This window comes from Thermobifida fusca YX, from assembly GCF_000012405.1.
GTDB classification, from domain to species: domain Bacteria; phylum Actinomycetota; class Actinomycetes; order Streptosporangiales; family Streptosporangiaceae; genus Thermobifida; species Thermobifida fusca.
The window spans coordinates 2,428,928-2,451,724 of the sequence record NC_007333.1 but is presented as its reverse complement, the minus strand read 5'-3'; the positions used below and the strand labels follow the sequence as shown (position 1 = coordinate 2,451,724).

Annotated in this window: 16 protein-coding genes; 13 read left to right on the top strand and 3 right to left on the bottom strand. The window is 67.3% G+C overall.

The genetic code is table 11. From position 1 onward, the window contains the following. Window positions 1–4: 4 nt before the first annotated feature. Window positions 5–397, top strand: a complete 393-nt coding sequence (locus TFU_RS10290; RefSeq protein ID WP_011292512.1) for a cupin domain-containing protein — start codon at window positions 5–7, stop codon at window positions 395–397. A gap of 63 nt (window positions 398–460) precedes the next feature. Here the strand turns inward: TFU_RS10290 and TFU_RS10285 are convergent, their stop codons facing one another. Next, window positions 461–1,693 (bottom strand): DUF349 domain-containing protein, encoded by a 1,233-nt coding sequence (locus TFU_RS10285; protein WP_038043942.1) that lies wholly within the window; start codon window positions 1,691–1,693, stop codon window positions 461–463. Window positions 1,694–2,169: 476 nt separating this feature from the next. On the opposite strand from TFU_RS10285, the gene TFU_RS10280 reads away from it, so the two are divergent. The 12 genes from TFU_RS10280 (at window position 2,170) to TFU_RS10225 (ending at window position 18,847) form a co-directional block, all read left to right on the top strand. Next, window positions 2,170–2,844, top strand: a complete 675-nt coding sequence (locus TFU_RS10280) for an MBL fold metallo-hydrolase (protein ID WP_011292510.1) — start codon at window positions 2,170–2,172, stop codon at window positions 2,842–2,844. A 188-nt stretch (window positions 2,845–3,032) separates the two neighbouring features. Beyond that, window positions 3,033–4,772, top strand: a complete 1,740-nt coding sequence (gene aspS, locus TFU_RS10275; RefSeq protein WP_011292509.1) for an aspartate--tRNA ligase — start codon at window positions 3,033–3,035, stop codon at window positions 4,770–4,772. A 552-nt stretch (window positions 4,773–5,324) separates the two neighbouring features. After that, on the top strand, window positions 5,325–5,765 hold the full coding sequence (locus TFU_RS10270; protein ID WP_011292508.1) for an SSI family serine proteinase inhibitor: 441 nt from the start codon (window positions 5,325–5,327) through the stop codon (window positions 5,763–5,765). A 356-nt stretch (window positions 5,766–6,121) separates the two neighbouring features. Further along, a complete protein-coding gene (locus tag TFU_RS10265; protein ID WP_011292507.1) occupies window positions 6,122–6,691 on the top strand; it encodes a septum formation family protein in 570 nt (189 codons plus the stop codon). Window positions 6,692–7,174: 483 nt separating this feature from the next. Then, the gene (locus TFU_RS10260; RefSeq protein WP_155983548.1) at window positions 7,175–9,121 is read left to right on the top strand and encodes a SpoIIE family protein phosphatase; all 1,947 of its coding nucleotides are present in this window, start codon (window positions 7,175–7,177) and stop codon (window positions 9,119–9,121) included. A gap of 6 nt (window positions 9,122–9,127) precedes the next feature. Continuing rightward, window positions 9,128–9,748, top strand: a complete 621-nt coding sequence (locus tag TFU_RS10255; protein ID WP_011292505.1) for a phosphatase PAP2 family protein — start codon at window positions 9,128–9,130, stop codon at window positions 9,746–9,748. Window positions 9,749–9,816: 68 nt separating this feature from the next. Next, a complete protein-coding gene (locus TFU_RS10250; RefSeq protein ID WP_011292504.1) occupies window positions 9,817–11,142 on the top strand; it encodes a replication-associated recombination protein A in 1,326 nt (441 codons plus the stop codon). Window positions 11,143–11,687: 545 nt separating this feature from the next. Next, the gene (locus tag TFU_RS10245) at window positions 11,688–12,770 is read left to right on the top strand and encodes a hypothetical protein (protein ID WP_011292503.1); all 1,083 of its coding nucleotides are present in this window, start codon (window positions 11,688–11,690) and stop codon (window positions 12,768–12,770) included. Further along, on the top strand, window positions 12,770–14,209 hold the full coding sequence (locus tag TFU_RS10240; protein WP_011292502.1) for a hypothetical protein: 1,440 nt from the start codon (window positions 12,770–12,772) through the stop codon (window positions 14,207–14,209). The genes TFU_RS10245 and TFU_RS10240 overlap by 1 nt, the downstream gene beginning before the upstream one ends. An 11-nt stretch (window positions 14,210–14,220) precedes the next feature. Continuing rightward, entirely contained in the window at window positions 14,221–17,112 is a 2,892-nt protein-coding gene (locus tag TFU_RS10235; RefSeq protein ID WP_155983547.1) for a hypothetical protein, read from the top strand. Beyond that, entirely contained in the window at window positions 17,109–18,323 is a 1,215-nt protein-coding gene (locus TFU_RS10230) for a hypothetical protein (RefSeq protein WP_011292500.1), read from the top strand. The genes TFU_RS10235 and TFU_RS10230 overlap by 4 nt, the downstream gene beginning before the upstream one ends. Beyond that, window positions 18,314–18,847, top strand: a complete 534-nt coding sequence (locus TFU_RS10225) for a hypothetical protein (RefSeq protein WP_011292499.1) — start codon at window positions 18,314–18,316, stop codon at window positions 18,845–18,847. Before TFU_RS10230 ends, TFU_RS10225 begins: the two co-directional genes overlap by 10 nt. Before the next feature lie 21 nt (window positions 18,848–18,868). Here the strand turns inward: TFU_RS10225 and TFU_RS10220 are convergent, their stop codons facing one another. Both TFU_RS10220 and TFU_RS10215 read right to left on the bottom strand, forming a co-directional pair. Beyond that, window positions 18,869–20,515, bottom strand: coding sequence for a serine/threonine-protein kinase (locus TFU_RS10220; RefSeq protein WP_011292498.1), 1,647 nt, complete (start codon window positions 20,513–20,515; stop codon window positions 18,869–18,871). A 105-nt stretch (window positions 20,516–20,620) separates the two neighbouring features. Next, a complete protein-coding gene (locus TFU_RS10215; protein ID WP_011292497.1) occupies window positions 20,621–22,474 on the bottom strand; it encodes a serine/threonine-protein kinase in 1,854 nt (617 codons plus the stop codon). Between the last annotated feature and the right edge of the window lie 323 nt (window positions 22,475–22,797).

Below are 22,797 nucleotides of genomic sequence, written 5' to 3'. Positions count from 1 at the left end.
CGGTATGCAGAAAATCTCACTGGACGCGCTCGCTGACCACCATCTCCGGCTGGCGCGCGACTCCTCAGCGGGACGCAGCGCTTCCACCGTCTACGGGGGGCACGAACGCTCGCTGCGGCAGACCGTCATCGCCATGCGCGAGGGGACGGAGATGTCCGAGCATCCCAACCCAGGGCAGAGCACCCTGCAAGTCCTGCGCGGCAGAGTGCGGCTCTTCTCCGGAGAACACTCCTGGGACGCCCGAACCGGAGACATGATCATCATCCCGGAGGCCCGGCACTCGCTCACCGCACTGGCCGACTCCGCGATCCTGCTGACCGTCGTGATGAACGACGATCCTCCTGAGGAGACCAGCCTCCGTCGCGAGCAGGAACAGCAGGCGACAGCATCCTCGTAACAGCGTGGTGGCCGCGCCCGGATCCCGGGGTGCGGCCACCACAACAGTCCAGGGCAGACAGCCTCAGCTCATCTCCGCGAGCGTCCGCTCAACCTCGGCCAGCCACGCCTGCCGGGCAGCCAAGGACTCCTGGGCCTCCGTGGCCTTCCGCTCGTCCCCGGCCTCACGGGCCTCGGCAAGCTGCTTCTCCAAGGTGGCGATGGACTCCAGCAACTGGGCGCGAGTCGCCTCAGCACGGGCGCGCGCCTCGGGGTTGGTGCGCTGCCATTCCTGCTCTTCGGCCTTGCGTACCGCCTCCTCGATCTTGCGGAAGCCCCCTTCCAGCCGGTCGCGAACGTCGCGCGGGACAGGTCCGACCTCGTCCCAGCGCTCCTGGAAGTCACGCAGTCTGACGCGTGCCTCCCGCGGGTTCGTCACCGGCAGCAGCGCCTGCCGCGCCTCCTCCAGCAGCTTCTCCTTGATCTCGGCATTGCCGCGCAGCTCCGCGTCCCGTTCTGCGAGAGCAGCGTTGCGGGCCGTGAAGAAGCGGTCCTGGGCGCCTTTGAACCGGCTCCACAGCGCGTCCTCGGTGGCGCGGTCGGCGCGTCCCGCAGCCTTCCACTGCTGCATCAGTTCGCGATAACGGGCCGCGGTCGGGCCCCAGTCGGTGGAGTCGGCGAGCTCCTCCGCTTCGGCGACGATCTGCTCTTTGAGCTCGCGCGCCTGTTCGCGCTGCTGGTCCAGGCCGGCAAAGTACGCCTTGCGTCGCTTGGAGAAGGCGTTGCGCGCAGCCGACATGCGCTTCCACAGGGCCTGCTCGGTGGCACGGTCCGCGCGCGGTGCAGCCTTCCACTCGTCGATGAGCTGGCGCATGCGCTCACCGCCGGTCTTCCAGTGGGTGGTCTCCGCGGCGACGCGCTCCGCCTCCGCGACAATGCGTTCCTTGATTTCGCGGGCCTGGGCACGGGCCTCTTCCTGGGCCCTCTTCTGTTCGAGCTTGCGCTGCTCGATCCGTTCGGTGAGCGCGTCCAAGCGTCGAGCCAGCGCGTCGAGATCACCGACGGCCTTCGCCTCGGTCACGGCGTCACGCAGCTTCTGCACGCTCGCCAGCGCCTGCGCTGCAGACAGGTCGGTGGTTGCTAGGCGCGTTTCCAGTAGTTCCACCTCTGTCACCAGCGCATCGTACTTGCGCTTGAAGAAGGCGAGGGCTTCTTCTGGTGCCCCCGCTTGCCATGACCCGACGACACGCTCGCCCTCGCTCGTGCGCACATAGACCGTGCCGTCGTCGTCTACGCGGCCCCAGGGGTCCGTGGTCACCGTGTCCTCCTGTGTGATGAGCCTGATGCTCGTCAGGTCCGTATGGTCGTGGCAGCGTGCCACCAGCACTGCGGCCGAGACGTGATCTCCCGCCGGAGCGACGGCGCTTTGGCACGTGTATGGGAACGAATCTACCCGTATCCGCCGGATCGACCTGTGATGTCGCTACCCGGACCGGAATCACAGTTACGTGCGGTCCCGGGCAGGGACCAATATGACACCGTCACGGCGTTTGGCAAAGAGCCATGGGCAGCGTGGTGACCGAATGGTGATGAAATGGGATGGGGGAGTGACCACTCCTTGGTATTTCCGGTGCTTTGGGTACAAGCCCGACAGTACCAAGTGAGGCTGGTCGCGCAGCATCGTCATCTCCCGACCCACTGGGAGGCACCGAGTCGCCACAATCGCCGCGGCGTCGGTACGCTCATGGAGTAACCAACAGCGTCCCCGCCTTGGAAACGAGGTCACTGCCGACCGTGCTCATCGCAGACTTCCCCGCTGGACCGCTCGCGGCGAACTGTTACGTCGTCGCCCCGGAAGCGGGAGCGGAGTGCGTCATCGTCGACCCGGGGCAGCAGGCCACAGAAGGAGTGGCCCGCCTGCTGGACGAGTACCGTCTGACCCCGGTGGCCGTCTTGCTCACCCACGGTCACTTCGACCACGTATGGTCGGCCGAAGAGGTGTGCCAGACTCACGATATCGCGGCGTATGCGCACGCGGCGGACCGCCCGCTGCTGAGCGATCCGGCACGAGGCGTGGATCCCGGGCTGGCAGCGCAGTTGGCGGCGCTGTTCGGCAACGAGCAGTTGCGCGAACCGAAGCAGGTGGTCGAGGTCACCGACGGTCAGGTGTTGCAGCTAGCGGGGCTGGAGATCACCGTGGCGCACGCCCCCGGCCACACCCCGGGATCGGTGGTCTACGCGCTTCCGCCGACCGAGGACACCCCGGAGGTGCTGTTCACCGGCGACCTGCTGTTTGCGGGCTCGATCGGCCGCACCGACTTTCCCGGCGGCGACCACGCGGCGATCATGCGGAGCTTGTCCCGTGTCTGTTTGAGCCGGGGGGACGACACTGTCGTGCTCCCGGGCCACGGTCCGCGCACCACGATCGGCCGGGAACGGGCCACTAACCCCTTCCTGCGCGGCCTGTAGTCGGGCCGCCGCTAGCCGCGCAGCGCAAGGAACGGAAACACGACGATGACCAGTAGCGTCGCCTCGCATGCGGTATCGGGAGTACAGCCGCCGCGGAGACGAGATACCGGCACCGGCTTCGCGGCCGCGAAGCCGGTCAACCGCACGCGTCAGGCAACCACTGCGATAACCGCTGAAGGAGAGACCCGTTGATCCGCACGCACGAGGCGGGCACACTACGCGCCGACCACGCTGAGCAGAATGTCGTCTTGGCGGGCTGGGTGGCCCGCCGCCGCGACCACGGCGGTGTTGTCTTCCTGGACTTGAGGGATGCCTCCGGCATCGTCCAGGTCGTGGTCCGCGAGGACGAGCTGGCCCACGACCTCCGTTCGGAGTACTGCATTAAGGTGACCGGTACAGTCCGGATTCGGCCGGAAGGCAACGAGAATCCCGACATCGCCACCGGTGAGATCGAGGTCGTGGCCTCCCATATCGAGGTCTTGAGCGAATCGGCGCCGCTGCCGTTCCCGCTGGACGGGAACCAGGAGATCTCTGAGGAAGCCCGGCTCCGCTACCGCTACCTGGACATGCGCCGCCCCGAGACGGCTGAGGCGCTGCGTGTCCGCTCCCGGGCGACCTACATCGCGCACGAGGTCATGAACGACAACGGCTTCGTCTACGTCGAAACGCCGTACTTGACCCGTTCGACCCCGGAGGGCGCCCGAGACTTCCTGGTGCCGGTGCGGCTCCAGCCGGGGCACTGGTATGCCCTCCCGCAGTCCCCGCAGTTGTTCAAGCAACTGCTCATGGTGGGCGGCATGGAGCGGTACTACCAGTTGACGCGCTGCTTCAGGGACGAGGACTTCCGTGCCGACCGGCAGCCGGAGTTCACCCAGATCGACATCGAGATGAGCTTCGTCGACGAAGAGGACCTCTTCGACATCGGCGAGAAACTGTTCACCCGGCTGCTGCGGGAGGTCCGGGGCGTCGAACTGCCGCGGCCGTTCCGGCGCATGAAGTTCGCTGAGGCGATGGACCGCTTCGGCACCGACAAGCCCGACCTGCGTTTCGGGCAGGAGCTGGTAGAGCTCACGGACTTCTTCGCCAACACCCCGTTCCGGGTCTTCCAGGCCCCCTACGTGGGTGCTGTGGTAATGCCCGGCGGCGCCTCCCAGACCCGGCGGGAGCTGGACGCCTGGCAGGAGTGGGCCCGGTCGCGGGGCGCTAAGGGCCTCGCCTACGTGCTGGTGCACGAGGACGGCACGTTGGGCGGCCCGGTCGCCAAGAACCTGTCGGAGGAGGAGCGTGCCGGACTGGCCGAGCGGGTGGGGGCCAAGCCGGGAGACGCGATCTTCTTCTCGGCGGGGGAGCGGACCGCCTCCCAGGAGCTGCTGGGTGCGGCGCGGCTGGAGATCGGCAAGCGGTGCGGCCTGATCGACGAGTCGGCGTGGGAAGTGCTGTGGATCACGGACATGCCGATGTTCGAGAAGGACGACGAGGGAGGATGGACGTCGGTCCACCACCCGTTTACCGCTCCGGCTCAGGAGGTCGCCGACACGTTCCACAACGACCCGGGTTCGGCGACGGCCAGGGCTTTCGACCTGGTGATGAACGGCTACGAGCTGGCGTCGGGGTCGATCCGTATCCACCGGGCGGAAATGCAGCAGCGGGTCTTCGACACGATCGGTCTGAGCAAGGACGAGGCCGAGACGAAGTTCGGTTTCCTGCTGGAGGCATTCCAGTTCGGCCCTCCGCCGCACGGCGGCCTGGCGGTGGGCTGGGACCGCCTGGTCATGCTGCTGGCCGGGCAGAGCACGATCCGCGACGTCATTGCGTTCCCCAAGACCGCTTCGGGGGCCGACCCGTTGACGGGCGCGCCTACGCCGATTACGGCGGAGCAGCGGCGTGAAGCGGGAGTCGACGCCGTCCCCGAACAGGCCACGTCGTAGCGCACTACGTACGCGTCAGGGAAGCCCGCCGGGCAGGCAGCGCTCGCCTCACCCGGCGGGCTTTCGCGTGGGGCGGGCCTGGGAGGCCTCGGGCCTCGCTGGCCGGGGACGGAGCGCCCTCGGCCGCGGCCAGTATGAGACGGTTCGAAGCGCGGTGCTCTCCCCAGAGAGAAATCTTTGATCAAGAAATACGGGCGGATATGCGGGTGCCGTTCGGTAATCGCTGTTCCCAGCGGGAATCTTGTCCGTTATCGAGATAAACGTACGGGTTCAGGGTGCTCGCCCCAGGGTGGTGATAAGCCCGGGAAAAATGAAAATTATTCATGATTCTCTTTTTGTGCGAAGAAAAGTCCTCTGCTAAAGCTCCTGGTGGCCGGTAAGCGGCCGGCAGAAACCAGTTTTATGGTCGTGTGTGCGCTTTTGCGGCAATTTTTCGCTCATTACAGTGATGTTACGTCGCGGACTGGTTGCCGACAGTGACGTTAGTGGGGCTGTCGGTCCGTGGGGAGCACCCGCGTCGTGTGCCTTGCAAGAATCGGCGAAAGGTGACCTATGACCACCACGTTCCTCCGCCGCTCCCTTGCCCTCGTGGCGGCCACGGCTTTTGCCGTGCTTAGTGCTGGAACCAGCGCCTCTGCCAATCCCACCGACCCCGTGATCACCCCTGCCCCCCAGGCCAAGGCTGGTTTCGTCCTCACCCTTTCCCCGACCTCTACGGTTTCGTCCGTCAGCCAGTACGCGAGGGTGACACTGACCTGTTCCCCCGACGGAGGTACGCACTCCTCTCCGGAGAAGGCTTGCGATGCCCTGCGGGAAGTCGACGGCTACTTTGAGCGGCTGCGTCCGCTGCCCGGCGCCTACTGCCCCGCAGTATGGGACCCGGTGAAGGCCACCGCACGCGGCTACTGGGGAGACCGCCGGGTCTCCTTCGAGAAGACGTACGGCAACGCCTGCGAAGCCGGAGTGGCGACAAGCGGCGTCTTCTTCCTCTAACCCCACCAACCCACCCCCGCAGGGCCCGGCCGGCAAGGCCGGGCCCTGGCTGTGACGACACCCTCTGCTTGTGTGACTTGAGTCACGAGAACTGTCGGGGGTTGCTGCGGCATCTCACGAATCGGTTGTGACTTGTGAGCGAGTGGGCGGATTTCTCCGCACCATCCCTCGGCTTGCGGGCGAATACTCAGGTCGCGCCCCCAGACCAGGCGCCACCTTCGGCCCTAAGCTGGTCGGGCCTGCCATGACCCCGCACGTGGCCCGGCCGGGTGGCTCCTTGGTGCGGCCAGAGCCGTCCGTCAGTCGCGCACGAGTCGCCGCATCAAACCCCCGTTCTCAACACAAGTGGAGATTCGATGACCCTGGGTTCTCCCCGGTGGGGGATCGGCCGGTTCGTTACTGTTACGGCGACCGTTGCCGCTACCCTCGCGCTATCTGGCTGCGGGCTGCTCCTGGCCCAGAGAGACGCCACAGTGGACGAGGCGCTGCGGGACCTCGAACAGGACCTCAACGAGATGGAACAAGACCTCGAAGAACCGGCAAGCCCGAGCGCGACGACGGAGGAGGACGTCTTCGACATCAAGGTCGGCGACTGTCTTCCTGCAGAGGAGACCGGGGTCGAAGGAGAGATTTCGACCGTCCTCACCGTCCCCTGCAGTGAACCGCACAGCGGCGAAGCCTATGCGTCCGGGAATATGCCGGATGGCTCCTACCCGGGGGATACCGAAGTCCAGAACTTCGCCGAAGATTTCTGCTCGACGGAGTTCGACAGCTTCGTGGGGATCCCGCTGGAGCAGTCCACGCTCAGCTACAGCTACTACTTCCCGACCCCGGAGTCCTGGGCGGCAGGAGACCGGGAGATCCTGTGCGTCGTCTACGACCCGGCAGGCGACGTCACCGGGAGCCTGCAAGGCGCCGCACGCTAGCGCACACAGTTCACCTCACAGTTGACGGGCCTCGCCGCGCCACGGGCATTGCGGCGAGGCCCGACGCATATACGGAAAACGTCCGACGTCGCAACGGGTGCGCTGGGGCTCTGAACCGCTAGAATTGTGGACGGTGTGCCGAGAATCCCGCTGACATCTGACACAAGAAAGTTCAAGGGATTGGCAAAACAGCCCGGCGGAGCGGTAAATCTGTAGTGAATTCCGGTGGGCGAACCATTCTCCGACTCTGATTCGGTTGATCCGCACATCACCGGACAGAGCGGAAGCTTCCCCTCGACTCCGCAATGCCGCAAGGGGGGTATCCAACAAAGGCAGGACAAAACGGATGTTCGGGAGGGGTCCGCTGCGTGCGGACAGGACATTCGCGACGATACAGGGAAGATCTATTACGTGAACGGATCGACCGGCACAACGGACGGCTTCGCCGGTTCTGGAGGAAAGACTGACGCCCTCGTAGCAGGGATGAGTGATCCGGCGGGCACGGCCTTCCAGTACGCGCCGACCGCGATGCTTGTGGCTGACCCGGCCGGAGCGGTCCTCGCGGTCAACGACACTTTCACTGCTCTCCTCGGGCGCCCGTCCACAGAGATCGCGGGACGTCCTTGGCCCGAACTGTTCACCCCTGACGACCACGGCCGAGCCTGGGAGCAGCACAACAAGGCACTGCGGGGCGCCGCCCCCCGACAGTGGCCCGACCTGACGATCCGCACCGCCGACGGGCTGTCCCGGCGCACCATCGTCCAAGCCCGGTCTTTCCCCGCCGCACCGGGCGGCGAAACCGCGGGCGTCGTCATTCAGCTCTCGCTGCTCAGCCACGACGAAGAGACCCTGCGCATCGTGACCGAGCTGCGGCTCAGGGAAGCGAACACCGCCCTGTGGTCCCTTGACCTCACCAGCGGCACGCTGAGCGAACTGTTCGGTCCCTCCCCGCTGGCCCGCATGCTCGCCGGGGACGCCTGCACCCTGGAAGAATGCCTCGCCCGAGTGCACCGGGACGACGTCTCCCGGCTACGCGCCGCACTGGAAACCGCCTACCAGGGCGGCAACTACGAGCAGCGGTTCCGCATGTTCGACCAGGTAGGAGACGAGCGATGGCTGTACGCGCGCGCCACCTACCTCGGGGGAGACCGGCCCCGACTGGTCGGCATCGTCGACGATATGACCGAGCACGTGCAGCTCGTACGCCGCTTGGCGGACCGCCGCCGCATCGAAGCAGCCCAGGGCCGTCAAGTCAACGAACTCGCCGCCAAATTGGTCTCCGCCACCACGGTGCAGGAGGTCACCAACCTGCTCAGCAGGGAGTTCACGCCTATTTTCGGCGGTGACGGCGCCCACGTCGTGCTGCTCGACGACACCGAGCTCCGCCTCTACCCGGAGAGCACGGCAAGCACCGGGCAGTGGCTCTACCCCGACAACCACCGGGATTCCGCCCACCCTGTCGGGGCAGTCCTCCACGACAGCCAGCCGCGCTTCTTCGAAAGCCGCTCCGAACTCTTGGAGCGGTTCCCCGCCCTAGGAGAGGCGCTCTGCCAGACTGACGACCACTCGTGGGCTTTCGTCCCGATGTTCGGGGACGGCAAAACCGCCATCGGCGTGTGGGTCGTGGCCTGGACCCAGCCCCACCACGCTACTCCGGACGAACGCGCCCTCCTGCTGACCTTGGCCGGACTCGCCGGGCAGGCCCTGCAACGCGTCAACCGCCAAAGCGCGGAACTGGAGCTGGCCGACGCCGTCCAACGGAGGATGCTGCCCCCGCAGCCCCCCGCCTTCTCCGAACTGGACGTGGCCGTGCGCTACCTTCCCGCCCGAGCTGGCTGGCGGGTCTGCGGCGACTTCTACGACGCCATCCGGCTTCCCGGGCGGCGGATCGGCCTGGTGGTCGGAGACGTCCAAGGCCACGGGGTGGAGGCTGCTGCCGCTATGGGACAGATCCGCATGGCGTTCCGCGCCTACGCCACCAACCAGAGCGATCCGGGAACCGTGCTCACCGAAACCAATCGGCTCCTCACCGAAACCGGGGAGATCGTCTTTGCGACCTGCGGCTACCTGGTAATCGACATTGACCTGGGACAGCTGCAGGCCGCCTGGGCCGGGCAGCCTCCCGTCGTGCTCGCCACCGAGTCAGGCTTCGAAGTGTGGGAGCCCGAGACCGGACCGCCCGTCGGGGTGGACGCGGAAGCGAAATACCCGGTGAGCTCCCGCCCGCTCCCTCCGGGAAGCACCTTGCTGATGTGCTCGGACGGGCTGGTGGAGAGCGCCGAAGTGAACATGGACGACGGCCTGGCCGCGGTAGGCAGCGAACTCAGCGCCAAAGTCACCGACGTCCACGGTGCGGCGACCGCGCTCGCAGAGCTCGCCCCCGCGGGACGCGGCGACGACATCGCTATCCTCGTCGCCCGGGTCCGCTGAGCCCCGGTGGCACGCCTCGGCGCGGGAGCCTGCGGCCTCCTCTCCGCGTTCACGCTCCTCACCCTCGTGCTGGCATGCAGCCAGCACGGGCCTTTCGGCTGGGACACGGCCCTCACCGAGACGGTCACCGCAGCGCGGACCCCAGCCGCGACGAAGGTGGCGGTCCTGCTCCACCGTGTCGGAGCATGGCCGTGGGGCGCCCTCCCGCTCACCGGGGTGCTTCTCCTCCCCTTGCTGCGACGGCAATGGTCGGCAGCGTTTCTAGTGGTGTCCGCATGGGCAGCCACCTCGCTGGTCGCGGTCCCAGCGGTCAAGTGGCTGCTCGACCGCTCCCGGCCGGTCGATCCACTCGTGTGGGAAGACACAGCCTCCTACCCGTCTGGGCATACTGCGTTCGCTGCGGTGCTCGCCGTCGCCGCCAGCGCGGTCTGCCCGCCCCGGGCCCGTCTCCCCACGGCCCTCTGCGGCACCGTCGTCGTCGCTGCCATGGCGTGGAGCCGGATCTACCTGGGCGCGCACTGGTTGACGGACACCGTGGGCGGAGCACTGCTTGGCAGCGGGATCGGGCTGCTGTGCTGCGGGCTGGGATACCTGCTGCGCCAGCGTTTCCGCGTCAGGCCCGAGTGAATCGGAGATGCCGGCCCGCCGCTACCGCGCCAGGGCAGCTGCACCAGGCGGCGGACTAGGCTGAAACCGTGTCCGAAACACTGTTCGACGACGCTGGAGCCGAAGCCCACCGGTCCCATGAACCGCTCGCGGTGCGGATGCGCCCGCGAACCCTGGACGAGGTGGTGGGGCAGCGGCACCTGCTGGGCGAGGGGAGTCCGCTGCGGCGGCTCGTGGAGGACGACGCGCCCATGGCGCTCCTCCTGTGGGGTCCGCCCGGCACGGGGAAGACCACACTGGCCACGGTGGTCAGCCGCGCTACCCGGCGACGCTTCGTGGAACTGTCCGCGGTCACCTCGGGGGTCAAGGACATCCGTGACGTTGTCGACGAGGCCCGACGCGAGCTCGGCATGCGCGGGGTCCACACCCTGCTCTTCGTCGACGAAGTCCACCGCTTCAGCAAGACACAGCAGGACGCCCTGCTGCCCGCCGTAGAAAACCGGTGGGTCAGCTTCATCGGCGCAACGACCGAGAACCCGTTCTTCTCGGTCATCAGTCCGCTGCTCTCCCGCTCGCTGCTGCTCACCCTGCACGCGCACAGCGATGACGACATTCGCACCGTGGTGCGCCGGGCGCTCACCGATGAGCGCGGGCTCGCAGGCCGCTACACCCTCACCGAGGAAGCGCTCCACCATCTCGTACGGCTGGCCGGGGGAGACGCGCGGCGCTCCCTCACCTATCTCGAAGCCGCCGCTCTGGTCGCGGGCGACCGCACGGAGATCACCGTGGCCGACGTGGAACGCGCGGCTGACCGCACCGCCGTCCGCTACGACCGCTCCGGTGACCAGCACTACGACGTGGTGAGCGCGTTCATCAAGAGCATGCGCGGCAGCGACGTGGACGCAGCTCTGCACTACCTGGCCCGCATGATCGAGGCGGGGGAGGACCCGCGGTTCATTGCCCGCCGCCTCGTGGTGCACGCCAGCGAAGACGTGGGGATGGCTGATCCCACGGCGCTGCAAGCAGCGGTGGCCGCGGCCCAGGCCGTCGAATTGGTCGGACTGCCGGAAGCCCGCATCAACCTCGCCCAGGCGGTCATCCACATCGCCCTGGCCCCCAAATCCAACGCGGTGATCACCGCTATCGACCGCGCGATCAGCGACGTGCGCGCCGGCAAGCTCGGCCCGGTTCCCGCCCATCTGCGTGACAGCCACTACCGGGGCGCTGCCGATCTCGGCCACGGGGCGGGCTATCGCTACCCCCACGACTATCCCGGCGGGGTCGTGGCCCAACGGTACCTGCCTGAAGGGCTGGACGGGGCAGAGTACTACCGGCCCACCACCCACGGTGCGGAGCGCCGGTTCGGTGAGGTGCTGCGACGGATTAAGGGTGTGCTGCGGGGCGGCTCCCACTGACCGTGGACGGGCCGGGTCTTTGCGGCGGTCTAGGGCCGCGCAGCTACGGGTGCCTGGTGTGGGCGCCGTGATGGATGCCTGGGAGTGCAGTGCCCTGGGCGCGGCGGTGCAAGGCCGTGTCTGCGCGGCGCCGGTGCTGTGAGCGGCGACCGGTCACCAGGCGCGGGTGGGAAGAGGGTTTTCTGCCGCGGCCGTCCAGACGATCCCGGAATCCCAAAAATGTGATGATCGTTGGAAGAAATCCGCCCGAAGAAGTGTCGCTTATCTGCAACAAAAGAGCAGAATGTCGTTTTTGGGAATTCTGGGGCGGCAGTGATGTGGTTCGCCGGGAGAGGTCTCCCTCGAACAGCACTCCCGGTTGCAAATGGTGTACTCTTCGGCGGCTCACCTGGGGAAAGGAGAATCTCCCCGGTGATGTTGCGGCATATCCCCAAAAATAGGGGTGATCTAGTCCTAGAGTGGGTTATTAGGGTCTTTTATCAAACTTGTTGAATGGCTGACAGCGACGCCTGTGAACGGACGTCGAATAGGGCGGGAACCACTGGATGACCGAGTACGCCACCGGAACGCCGCAGGGGGACGGCCGCTACCGCTACTTTTTTCGGGACGACAGCAGCGGTGACACGCAACGGGTCGAGGTACTCATCGAAGCGGTTGACCCGCAGACCGCCGAACAGTTAGCCGCCGAGGCAGCTTTGGCGGAACAGGCTACCGAGGCGGTCATGAACGAGACCGGAGGAAGATTCCCGCACAGCCTCGCCGAGTATGTCGGGACGAGAACAGGCACCAATGGCACCCAGAGCACGCTCGTGCTGCGGATGCCCAAAGGAAGAGGACAGCCCTTCTTCCTGGAACCGAAAATCCAGCAGACACCCGGCATTCTTCCGGTCTCTCCCAAAGTGGTTCGCAAAATCGCCATCGACATCTACGAGGCGCTCACCGTCCTGCACAGCGTCGGCTACGTCCACGGTGCCGTGAACACCGAAAGCCTGGTGTGGAACCGGCGCGAGGCAGTGCTGGCCCGCTACCGCCGCATGGCCAGCGACCCCGACGGACTGCAGGGCGCCATCGACGTGGCCGACGCAGCCCGCCTGCTCTACCACGTCGCCATCGGACGACCCCTGAACGGCGACACACTTCCCCCCGGCGACCAGCGGGAACTCAACAGTCGACTGTTCGGCCTGGGTGACCTCATCGCCGCTGCGCTCGACCAGCAGGAGCGGCGCATCAGCGCCTCCGAAGCCTGGGCACGGGCCTCCCGCCTCGTGCCAGTAGAAAACAGCACAGCCGCCGCAACCCCTGCGGAGCGTCGGGAGGACAGCCCGGAGGAAGCCGAAGCGCGGCACAGGTTCCGGGCTATCCGGACTAGGCACGAGGACATCCGCCGCAGACGCTATCCCCCCGCGCCCCCGTCCGCCGAACCGCGCTGGACCCCTCCAGTCTCAGAGGAATTGCCGTCGCGGTCCCTAGGGCGGGTGCTGCTGGATGAAGGAATCGGGGCCTTCGCTCGCCGCCTGCTCGGCCGCATCGGGAAGCCGGCGGCAGCGGCCTCCCGGCTCGTGAGCGGAAAGGCGGCGGTGCTGCTCCTGGTGATCGTCCTTGTCGTACTGCTGGGAAGGATCCTGTGATGAGCTATCCGAGCCGACCGGCGGACCTACCGCCGACGGTGAACTGTCCCTACTGCCTTTCCCACATCGACACCTCGCGCGCCAGGAGCGTGATCCGCAACATCGCCACCCAGGAGGTCGTGGACGACGTCACCGACGCGGTCCGGCGGCGCGGACTGCTCGGAGTCGCCTCCTACGACCGCGGCAACATCTACCTGGAATGCCGTCGCGAAGTGCGTCTCGACCTGGTGCAGGGGGAATACGACTATCCCGGCACAGCCGATCCCTTGGACGACATGACAACCGTCGTCATGAACCGTCCCGGGGAGGACAGCCCCACGGCCGCCTTCACCGACGGCATCGGCTTCGACGACCCGGAGGAAGACGAGTCCGCCGGTCCCTCGCCTTTCTCGCTGGCCGACGACGCCGACGAGGACGGGGACGGGTGGGAGAGCACCACCGGGGCCCAGCCCAGCCCTCCCCTCCCGCCGCCGGCAGACGAGAACGAACTGCCCGAACCGCACTACATCCCCTACGAGTACTGCCAGGTCCGGCGCACCCTCAACATCGGACTCATCGGAACCAGCAGTTCAGGCAAGTCGCACCTGCTGGCGGCGATGCTCTACCGGATGCAGGAAGAGGAGGAACGGCTCGCGGAGCTCGGTTTGAAGGTGGAACCCTTCGCCGAGATGTGGGAGTACTACGTGCAACGGGAGGACATCGCCGGATTCTTCGCCCCGGACCGGCGTACCGTCCTGCGCCGCACCAGCCGGAACGACCCCGTCGAGTTCCGCATGGCCTACACGGTCACTAGCACCTGGACCGGCGAAGAGACCGACTACGTGGTGAGCTTCTTCGACGTGGCCGGCGAGCTCTTCCTGGACTCCAAAGCACGCAGCCGCCTCCAGTTCATCTACGGCCTGGACGCGTACATCTTCGTCGCCGACGGGCAAGCACTGTACGGCTGGGGAGGGAAACGCCGCGGCCTGCGCCACCCCTCCGGGTTCAGCAACGTGATCAACAAGCTCCGCCAGAACGAACGGCTGGTGGCGCGCGCCAAGGGGAAGACACCGCAGAACCCGCTGCCGCAACCCGCAGTTGTGGTCCTCGCCAAAGCCGACCTCCTGCTCGCCCAAAAGGAGTACTGGGTCAGCAGGTGGCTGGAGCTTGACGACGACTTCGTGCTGAAAACCGTCGACGAGGAGAGCGAGGACGTCTACGTCTACTGCGCGACCAACGGGGCTCGGGAATGGCTGTACCCGGTCAACGCTTTCGAGGACGTCACCCTCCACTTCGCCTCGGCGACCGGATGCGAGGAGCAGGACGGGCACTACAACAAGCGGAAGTTCCGCCACATGCGTGTCCTCCGCCCCCTGCTGTCCCTGTTCGCCATGACAGGACTCATCGACCCGAAGACGATCAACCACGCCTATGTGAAAGGTGTGCGCGAACCGCTGTGAAGGGGGATGGGGTGAGCACAACCCGCGGAGAGCGGGACCAGCGCATCCACCAGGTGGTGTTCCGGTGGACCGACCAGCACCTGCTGGGCGGGCGCGGCATAGGCCCGGTGGGGACGTCCCTGGGCCAGCGGGACCTGGCCTGGTGGAGCGGCCTGTTGGACAACGGGGACCTGGTCGGACTGCTGCACCCCGACCGGCCCGCACTGGGACTGCTGCGGCCGCAGTCCCGTCCCGGCATGGCAGTGATCGTCCGCGCCGACGCGGTACCGACCTCGTCCCGGGGCTCCCACCAGCTCCACGCTCTCGTGGGAACGGCTGACGTGCTGACTGCGCGGCTCGCCCTCGGCCTGCGAGACTGGGACGGATGGCTGCCCCCTGCGGACGGTTCGCTAGCCGACCCGCAACTGCCGGCGCTCGACCCCGCGGACCTGGAAGCCGCGAGCACACTTCCTGGCCGAGCTGATCCGCAAGAGGTTGCGGCGCTGCTGCGGCACGTACTCCGCCACCCCGACTACCACTTCCACTTCGCCGGGGCGGCCAGCGACCCCTACGCTCTGGGACACGCACTGGCGAGCCTGCTGGACGTCTCCCTGATCGTGGAAGGGGACGTGCAAGCGGCCGCCGTCCAACCACGAATCGCGGTCACCGTAGAGAAGACCCACTTGCGCATCCCGCCCGCGCACTGGTACCGCAAGTCCCCTGCCAGCCGGGCGCCGCTGGAGGACTGGGCAGAGGACATCGGCTACCTGGTGGAACAGGTGCTCGCCGCCCCGTCACAGGCCACCCCGCGTCGCCCACAGGAACTCCTGCAGAGCCTGTCCCACCTGCGCTACCAGCGCCAGGGCTTGTACCGGCTGCTGCGGCAGGCGCTCCGGATCGACACCCAAGGGGAAGAAGTAGCCAAAGCCCGCCGCTACCTGGCCCAAGACGACGGCCTGCGCTGGGCGCAGGGAGAATTCACCACGCTGAGCCTCAGCGAGACGACCGAACTGTGCCGGTTCTGGCGGGACTGGCCCAGCATGCCCGAACAGCTCACCGCGTTCCTGCGGAGCAGGGTGGCTTCCCTCGCACTGGACTGGGAGGACACCCCCGAACTCGACAGCCTGCGCGCCGCAGGCCAGTGGCTGTTTACTTCTCCCAGCTCAGCCCACAAACGCAGCGAACAGATCCGACCAGTATTCGACCGGATAGCCCGCCTATGGCAGGAGGGGCAGGGGCGCTCCACCATCGACCGCGGCGTACTGCTGTGGCACGCGCGGCAACTCGCCGACCTGTCCGCCACAGAAGTCCAGGCCCTGGTGGAGAAACTGGAAGTCCCCGCAGCACACTTGATCGTCCTCGCTGCCCACTACACGGGGGACCCTGGGACCCGGGAGTTCCGCCGCGGACTGCTCGGCGCCCTGCAGCAGTGCGCCACCGCGACGCAGGACCATCAGGAAGCGGTCCGTGCGGAACTGCAGGAGAACGGCTTCTTGCTGGAGGCACTAGCCGACGAGACAGCGGAGCGGCGACGGGAGCTCTTCGGCAGTCTGCTCGTGCTCGGCTACGGGCCACCCCAAGCCGGCCAGACCGACCCCCAGTTGTCCCGCCAGTTGGAGCAGGAGCTCACCCGCGTCGGTGGGCACCCCCTGTTCCACTCCCTGCTGCCGATCGCGGCCCGACACCTCACCATCGCATCGCGGCTCCGGATCTGGCGCGAGTTTCCCCACGTGGGAAACGCTTTGCCGCTCGACGGTGCGAGCACCTACCTGGCGGGCAGGCTCCTCCGTGCTCAGACAGTGGAGGAATTCCTCCAGACTCTGCGCCTGCTCTTCGACTTGCGATGCACCGGCGCGTTGCAGGTGCACGAATTCCAGCAGGTGTGCCAGGAGCACGAATACTTCCAAGAAAAACTGTACGCCTTCCGCGACACAAAGGACCCCTACGGCGAGGCAGGGCTGGACATCATCTTCGCCTTGGCAGAGCTGATGTGGCTGGCCAGCGGAGAAATGCCCCCAGAGGACCGCGAACGCGCCCTTTCCGAAAAGAAAGTGCGGGAACTGGAGCGGGAGGAACGGTTCCCCGATCCCCCCTATTTCCGGCTGGCGCTCATCCGTGTCTCCGCCACCCACTGGGGCCACACCGCAACCTCGGAACGCCTGTGGAACAGTTTCCCGCTCCACCTGTCGGAGCACTTCCGGCGCTATCCAGGCCTGGTTCAGCTGGTCGGAGCCCCTCCCGTAGCCGAGACCGGCCGTCGTTGGGGGGCGCGAAGAAAGCTGTGGCCTAGGGCAGGGGAGGAGAGCACCAGGAACACGAGCGAAGCGCCTTCGCTCCCCCTGGACCCCTCCCACCCTGCCGTGGAGGACCGCGACTCCGAGATCAAGAGCCAGGATCTTTCGGAGACCCCGCACCGGGATGCCGGGAGGGCTGCGACAACCTACCGGCTGCCGGAGCCGGGTGGAGCCGCGCACGGTGCCGACGACAACACCACCGTGGTCGCCGACGAAGAGTGGGACGCTGAACCCTACGGCACAGGGCCGAGGCAGCACCGCAGCGACGAAGCCCCCCTGGTGTTTGCGCCTCCCGCTGCCGCTCGAAAACGGACCTGGCTGTCCCCTGTGGTGGAGGGCTGGCACCGGCTTCGGCGATTCCGCCCTTGGGCAGGGCGGACAACGCGGACCCGGAAACCAGAGAAGCAGTCCTTCACGTACCCGGGACTGGGGCCTTGGGCGCGAACTGCGTTGGCTGTGGTCGCCGCTGTCCTCATCATCCTCGCCGTCATCGCCCTGATTCTTTACTTCAGCTTCCGCCTGCTCAACAGCCCGGTGAACGGTATTCCCCAATCAAGCCAGTCCGTTTCTGCCCCTCCGGCACCGAGCCCTACCTCTCCATCGCTGTCATCTGAGGAGACCTTCAGGTGAGCACCTCGAACAGCCGTGCCCACGACCTGGCCGCCATCGCTGAACAACTCGACCGTCACGCCAGCACCGCGCCACCGGCGAGCGCGCAACTACTGCGCTCTCTCGCACGCAGCCTGGCTGACGGCGGCGCAGACCTGGCAGCTACCGACCTGGTCGCCGCCTATCCACCCGACTCCCTCATGCCTGACCTCCCGCCGCCGCGCTGGATGAGCCTGCTGCTGTGGCTGCTGCGCGGGATCCGCGACGTCCTCATCTTCCTGCCAGTGTTCTGGACGTGGTACCAGCTCATGCAGGTGCTGTCCGCTTTCAGCGACGCCCCTGAGGGAGCCAACTTCCTGTACGGCTGGCAGCAGGGCGGTTTCACCGGTACCGGCCAGTTCGAACCGCTCAGCACCACTGCGCTCTGGGTCTGCATCTTCCTGCTCGGCGTGATCGGCGCGACCCTCCTCGTCCACCTCCTGGAGGGGATCACTGACGCGCTCAGCGACCGCAGCCGCGAGCGCGAGGAGATCACCCAGTTGCTGGCTTTGGCCACCTACCTGATTCCGGACCGCCCCGACTCGATGCGCACGGAGATCCGCGGCGCCAGCGAGACCCTGCAGGGGATCCGCCGGGCGATGGCCGGCATGGAGAACGCGCTGAGCGCCGCGACGGACAGCATGCACGGGGCCGCAGCCGACATGCGCCAAGCAGCCGACGGCATCGCCGAAGCGCTCGCCGGGGACCCCCGGGAACAGCTCATCCAGGCGCTCGACGAATGGCAGACCCGGATGGGGCAGCTCGCCGACGCGGTCCGCGAAGCCCGCACCCCCGCCGAACTCCTCGAAAGCCTCACCACGCTCACCCACAGCGCCGTCGAAGGCCAGGAGCGGTTCGGCGAGCAGACCCGCCGCATCCTGGAACTGCTGCAGCAGCAGACCACCCTCGTAGAGCGGAGTATCACCGAGTCTGCGCAGTTCGCTACGGACACAATGGACCGGGTCACCGCAGCCTTGGAGAAACTGGAACGGGTCTCCGAGGAGCTGGCCACGGCCCAGGACAAGCTGGGCGCCTTCACCGAACAGTCCAGCAACACCTTGCGGCGTGCCGTCGACGAGTTCACTGCTCTCTCCGACGAACTCGCCTTCTTCATTAAGACTGTGCAGCACGACGTGACCCGGCGTCGGAATGAGGAACTGGTGGGCGGCCGCGAGGAGGACTCATGGTCCTGACCAGACGCCGCGCACGCACCAGCAGTCGGATTCCAGCGATCCACTTGGCGGGCTGGCTCTTTGCTGACTTGCTGCTGGTGCTGTTCCTCGTCTCGCTCAGCGCACAGCACGCCCCCGAAGCCCCGGAACCCCCTCCGCCGCCCCCACAGAAACTGCTGAGCCCTGATTCCTGCGAATTCACGGTCCGGCTGGGCAGCGGATTCACCGTGGACCGAGACAGGGTCGTGTCCGAACTCGAACGTATCCTCTCCGATCCGGACGACAGCGACTTCACCACCGGCGACGGCTACGGCGAGCCCAGCGACAAGTGCCGGGAACACCTGGCCGAGCGGCGGGAGATCGGTTTCGTCATCGCCTTCGGCAGCGGCAGCAGGGAACAGATCGGGGCAGCCAAAGAGTTCGCCGCCGACGTCACGGAGATCGCGATCGAAGAGATCCCCCAGTTCGCGAACGCGAAATACCGGGAACTGTGGACCGGAGGCAGCCCGGGGTCCGTCGAACTCTCCCTGTTCTTCCTGGAGTGAGGGGATCCGTCCCGGGGACCGTCAGCCCTGCCGGACGGCCTCGGCGAACCGCCGCGCCGTGTCCGCGGCGACCGAGGCGATGACCACATGGGCCAGCCCTTTGTCGGTGTTGGGGTCGGCCTGCACCACGGCTTCTTGCTGGCTGGCCCACCAGCAGGTGGGGCATTGCAGCGCCAGCACAGCCTTGCGGTGCCGGTCGAGTTCGTCGGTGCGCCGCCGGACAAGCAGCGCTGTCGCATACACTCGGTCGACCAGTTCCTGGTCCGGGGGCAGCAGGATCCGCGGATGCCCCAGCGCGTCGTGCTCCGCCCAGATCTGGTGCCGCAGCTCGCGCAGCGGCTCCCACGTGCGGTCCACGACGGCGACGACTTGGGAGCGGAGCCGCCGCAGCACCCGGCAGCCCCGCCCGAAATGCTTGCTCACGCACAGGACGTGCCGGCAGATATGCTGCGCCGCGTACTTTTCCACGATCACGCTGCGCTCCCCCAAGAGACGGCGCAGCAGAGCCTGTTCCCGCGCCCCACCGGAGGCCAACGCGACGAGTCCGTCCTCGTCGACGGGGTAGCCCCGATACCTGGGCCGCTCGTGCGGGGCTAGGAGGCTAGCGATCTCCGCAAGAGCCTCGTCCAGTTCGGCAGCCCTCAGGCGCGCCTCGGCGGCCCGGTGCACAAGGTCGCGCAGGCCGCGGTCGGCTCCCATGCGCCGTGCTTCGCCGAGGATACGCTCCTGGTTACGGCGCAGCCAGGGAACCGGATTGGCGTAGTGCTGCTGCATCTCCAGGACCAGCAGGGTTGCCGCGTCGCCTGTTTTCCGGGAGACGCGGGGCATGGCGAACGGCCGGGGGGAGCCAAGGGCGTCGAGCTCTTTCAGCAACTGCTCCGCGGTGGGGCGCTCCGCCGGGTTCTTCGCCATCGCCCGCACCGCGAGATCCGCCAGCGGCCCCCGGAAACCATGCAGTTCAGGCGGGGAGTGCAACACCCGGTGCATAACTTCTTCGGGCGAAGGGGCGGTGAACGGCAGCTGCCCGGTCGCGGCGAACACCACGACACAGCCCCAAGCGAAGACGTCCGCGGGCGGGGCGGACACACCCCGGTACCGTTCCGGGCTGATCGTGCCCGCTGTACCGACGGGCGGGGCCCCGGTCCCGGTGAGCCCTGCGGCGCCCAGCGACCGTGCGATACCGAAATCCAGTACGACCGGTGTGCCGTCGGAGTAGACCATGATGTTGGAGGGTTTGAGGTCGCGGTGGACAATGCCCGCGCGGTGGATGGCGCACAGCGCGGCAGCGACCCCCCGGGCCAGCAAGAACAGGCGCTGGCCGGACAGCTTCCCGCACTGCTGCAGGTTGCGTCCCGGGACGTAGGCGGTGGCCAGCCAGGGGCGGCCCGCGGCAATCCCCGAGTCCAGCAGCGGGACTACATGCTTGTCCCGCAGCCGCTGCAGCGCGCGGACCTCCTCCTGGAACCGTCGACGCTGCTGGCTGATATCCGGGACCATCTCCGTGCGCATGAGCTTCACCGCTACGCGCCGCCCTTGAGGGTCCAGTGCGGCGTAGACGACACCCATGCCTCCTGAACCCAGGCGGCCGACCAAGTCGTAGCCGGGGATGCGGATGGCATGGTCGCTGGGGTGAAGGGGAGGAAGGTCAGACGGAAAACCGTGGGGCATTGGCGTTCCTGGTTCCGGGGGTTCTCCGTCGATTATCGACCGTCAGAGATCTCCGCGGTGCGGATTCCCGGAAACCGGGTGGAGGCGCGACGGGCGCGCCCCCACTCACGCCGTGGGCAGCGGGTAGAGTTCCGTGACCTTCGTGATCACCGGCAGACCCGTCTCCGGGTCCGGCTCCCCGAAGGTCACCTCGGCGATGACAGCATCGCCCCAGCTCAGATAGTTCCCCAGGTCGCGCCCGGTGACTTTGTAGGTTCCCCGGCCCTCTTCGTCGACATACACCTGGTCGGGGTTCAGGCAGAAGTGCGCGCACATCACCTCGGCGTCGGAGGCGATCAGCGCCTCCAACGGCTCCTCAACCCCCGGCACCGGGGCCCACGCTTCGCTCCACTCCTCCGGGGTGACCTCCCGACCGTTGAGCCCGGCGAACGCGTCGTCGCCGGAGGCGGGCTTCACCGGGGTGTAGGGCCACGGACCGGCCAGCAGGTGGACGTCGCTGGAACTGTCCAGGCGCACCACCAGGGTGCCGGTGTCCCACGCGGGAGGAGGCTCCTCCTGGGGCGCCTCCTCGGGAGCGGAGTCGGGTTGCGCGGTGACGTCCTGCGGTTCCGGATCGTCGCCGCGCAACGCGGACACGGCCCATACTCCACCGCCCAGCAGGAGCAGGGCCGCGGCAGCGCCGCCGCCCACCAGGGCAAGGAATCGCTTGTTCGGTCCCTTCGAACCCGATGGTCCGGTGGACGGGGAGGAAGCCGGTGGCGCGGCCGGAGCAGAGCTGCTGGACGACGGGGCCGACGCAGCCTTCGCTGGGGTGTCGGTGTTGGCTTCCGTGTCCTCTTGCGCTGTGACCGCGGTCGCAGCAGCACCGGAACTGGTGGGCCCGGTGCTGTCTGGAGCATCAGCAGCGGCAGCCGAGGAGGCCGGCTGCGCCGTGGAGCGGGACAGCAGGGGAACCGGCATAGTGAGAGACCTGAGGCCGCTCTTCTTGCCCCGGGCCCGGTCGTCCAAGTGGACCACGCGGGGAAGGAGCGCGGGTTCGACAATCCCCTGCCATTCCCGGGTCAAGACCCGGGTGACTCCGCTGCCCGGCCCGGCTTCACTGCCCACTGTGCCCAGGCTGGACTCCCACAGCGAGATCGAGGAGCGCACCAGTTCGCGGATGTTGGGCCGCTCCGCCGGGTCAGCCGCCAACGCCGACTCCAGCAGGGAACGGATCTCTTCTGCCGCATCGGAAAGGTCAGGAGAACCGGATGCGATGCGTTCCGCGACCTCCTCGGGGGTTCCCGTCCCGAAGGGAGGCTTCCCTGTGGCGGCGAACGCAAGGACGGCGCCCCAGGAGAACACGTCAGAGGCCGGGGTGGGCGCCTCGCCGCGCAGCCGCTCCGGGCTCAGCCAGGGTGTTGACCCCGCCGGAGCTGGCGCCTCACCTGACAGCGCGCAGTCCAGCAGCCGCGGTCCCGCCGAGCTGAGCAGCACACTGCTGGGTTTGAGGTCGCCGTGCACCACGTCCAGAGAGTGCAATGCGGACAGGGCTTCGCCCAGTCCGGCGGCCAGCGCAGTCAGCCGCCCCAGCCGCAGGGGCCCGCGCTGGTCGATGTACTGCTTCAGCGGCGTGCCCGGCGAATAGCGCGTGGCCAGCCACGGAGGCGTGCCGTGGACGTCGAATGCCACAGGCGGCACGTAACAGCGCCCGTCTACAGCGCCCAGCGTGCGGAGCCGCTGTTCGAGTCGGGTGCGTGCAGCCTCGTCTGCGACACGGGACGACGGGATGACCTTGACGGCAAGCAGTGCCTCCGGCTCCACGTCCGGGTGAACAGCAGCGTAGACGCTGCCTGTTTCCGTGGCGCCAAGCCGCCCCACGAGCACGTACGGCCCGATGGTGCGGGGATCCTCCGGGGCGGTGGGAGCCAGGTCAGGGGGGACCAGAACGGAAATCGTCCGTTCAGAACGTCGACTCATCGTGGTCCTGTCTCAAAAAATCCGAGGTGAAGTGCTGAAATGCACGTTAGTAGCCAGTCGGTGGTTTCCGTAATTATCCGGAGAACTCGGTCGTCTTGTCAGGCTGAGACATCTCTATCTTCCCTGCTGGGGCCGCCTTGGTGAATTCGCCACTCCGTGTATCGGCTTATCTACTTAAAGTGTTTGCCTTGCGGGTCCGATACGCGCAGCAGGAAGTGAGAGCACCGTAGCAAGAGAGGACCGAGAAAGGCTCGCCTCAGGTTCCGTAGCGGGCAAGGAAATCGCGATAGTGTCAGACCGATCCGGCTCTATTGTGCGGTGGC